The sequence below is a fragment of the Staphylococcus sp. HMSC035D11 genome (assembly GCF_001836075.1).
GTDB classification, from domain to species: Bacteria; Bacillota; Bacilli; order Staphylococcales; family Staphylococcaceae; genus Staphylococcus; species Staphylococcus hominis.
Window position 1 is genome coordinate 131,518 of record NZ_KV827285.1, and the last position, 1,965, is coordinate 133,482.

Sequence of the window (1,965 nt, forward strand, 5' to 3'; positions counted from 1 at the left end):
CCGTTATTTTTTATAAATAAATAATATATATAAGGAAGCAGAGACACAACCCTATCATCAATACTTATAAATAATGAGTTGATTGTTCGTCAAAATGAGTGGGATTCCGGGATTTCCTTGTTACACCAACGTTTATCACGGGTTTTTATATGGAATTTCCTCATATTCCCACCGGGATTCGTAATAAATGACAAATCAAATATATATTATCCCAATGATGTATATCAACTACATCACTATCACACTATCTAGGAGGCAATGATATGAAAACAACCACTCAAGAACTCAAACAATATATAACTCGTCTATTCCAACTATCTAACAACGAAACATGGGAATGTGAAGCACTTGAAGAAGCAGCAGAAAATATTCTACCGGAACGTTTTATTAATAATTCTCCACTTGCGCATCTTACACTTGAAACTTATACCTACTATAATGATGAGCTACATGAGCTAAGTATCTATCCATTTCTAATGTACACCAATAACCAACTCATCAGTATCGGTTATCTGGATCATTTTGACATGGACTTTTTATATCTCACAGATACTAAAAATACGATTATCGATGAACGTCATCTACTAAAAGAAGGAGGGAATAACCATGAATAATTGGATCAAAGTGGCACAAATATCTGTTACGATTATTAGCCAAGCAATTATCATTATGAAAGAAATTCAAGACGAGGTAAAATAACATGAAAATCAATCGATATATAACAAGAGGCATTAGTGAACACCTATCTCTAGAGCTTCAAATATTACTTTGGAATATGGTAAAAGAAAGAGATAATCAACCCCATACAGATTACCTACACATTTTTAGACTGCAAGAAGATGAAAATATACTCTCAATCACACATGAACAAGAACAACCCGCATACAAATTGGAATATCACTATACAAACTATGAAAAAAATCAAAACGCATTACCTAAGAAAGTCTACGTCATTCGTGAAGATGACGTGGACGCTTTTTATTATGTGATGCTTTTACCAGAAGAATACTAAAGGAAGTGACGATATATGAATACAATAAACAGTACCATATACACAGAAGCGATATTTAGCAGTGATAAAAAACACCGCTACTTACTCAAAAAAACATGGGATGAAAAGAAACCCGCTTGTACAGTGATAACGATGTATCCTCATTTAGATGGTGTATTATCACTCGATCTTACTACGGTTCTCATCCTCAATCAATTAGCGAATTCAGAACGATACGGTGCTGTATATCTAGTGAATCTATTCTCTAATATTAAAAGTCCAGAAAATCTCAAACATATCAACGAGCCATACGATGAACACACCGACATTCACTTGATGAAAGCGATAAGTGAAAGTGAAACAGTGATTCTTGCTTATGGTGCTTATGCGAAGCGACCAGTTGTTGTCGAACGAGTCGAACAAGTGATGGAAATGTTAAAACCTCATAAAAAGAAAGTAAAAAAGCTCATCAATCCAGTAACAAATGAAATTATGCATCCACTCAACCCTAAGGCACGTCAAAAATGGATTTTGAAATCATAGCAAATACATGGAGGTCAATATGGAAACAAAACAAATCAACATCGTTTTACTGTAAATGATATTGTTGAAACAATTCCTGACAATGAATTCGACGAATTCAGACATCACCGTGGTGCAACTTCGTACCATCCTAAAATGATGTTAAAAGTGATTCTATATGCCTACACACAATCTGTATTCTCAGGTCGTAAAATAGAAAAAATGCTTAATGATAGCATCCGAATGATGTGGCTATCACAAAATCAAAAACCTTCTTATAAAACAATTAATCAATTTAGAGTAAATCCAAAAGTAGATGCTTTATTAGAATCTTTATTTATTCAATTTTACAGTCAGTGTGTAAAACAAAATCTTATAGATGATAAAGCTATTTTTATTGATGGTACAAAAATTGAAGCAAATGCCAATCGATATACATTTGTATGGAAAAA

At 33.1% G+C, this 1,965-nt stretch carries 3 protein-coding genes and 1 pseudogene; all 4 read left to right on the top strand.

Features of this window, described 5'->3' with window-relative positions; translation table 11 throughout:
- Nucleotides 1-263: 263 nt before the first annotated feature.
- Nucleotides 264-614, top strand: a complete 351-nt coding sequence (locus HMPREF2647_RS10550) for an SAUGI family uracil-DNA glycosylase inhibitor (protein WP_049437916.1) — start codon at nucleotides 264-266, stop codon at nucleotides 612-614.
- Nucleotides 615-700: 86 nt separating this feature from the next.
- The gene (locus HMPREF2647_RS10555) at nucleotides 701-1,012 is read left to right on the top strand and encodes a DUF960 family protein (protein WP_070860090.1); all 312 of its coding nucleotides are present in this window, start codon (nucleotides 701-703) and stop codon (nucleotides 1,010-1,012) included.
- 15 nt (nucleotides 1,013-1,027) lie between these two features.
- A complete protein-coding gene (locus tag HMPREF2647_RS10560) occupies nucleotides 1,028-1,534 on the top strand; it encodes a DUF1643 domain-containing protein (protein WP_070860093.1) in 507 nt (168 codons plus the stop codon).
- A gap of 51 nt (nucleotides 1,535-1,585) precedes the next feature.
- Nucleotides 1,586-1,965 (top strand): annotated as a pseudogene (locus tag HMPREF2647_RS10565) (transposase); the annotation flags it as partial.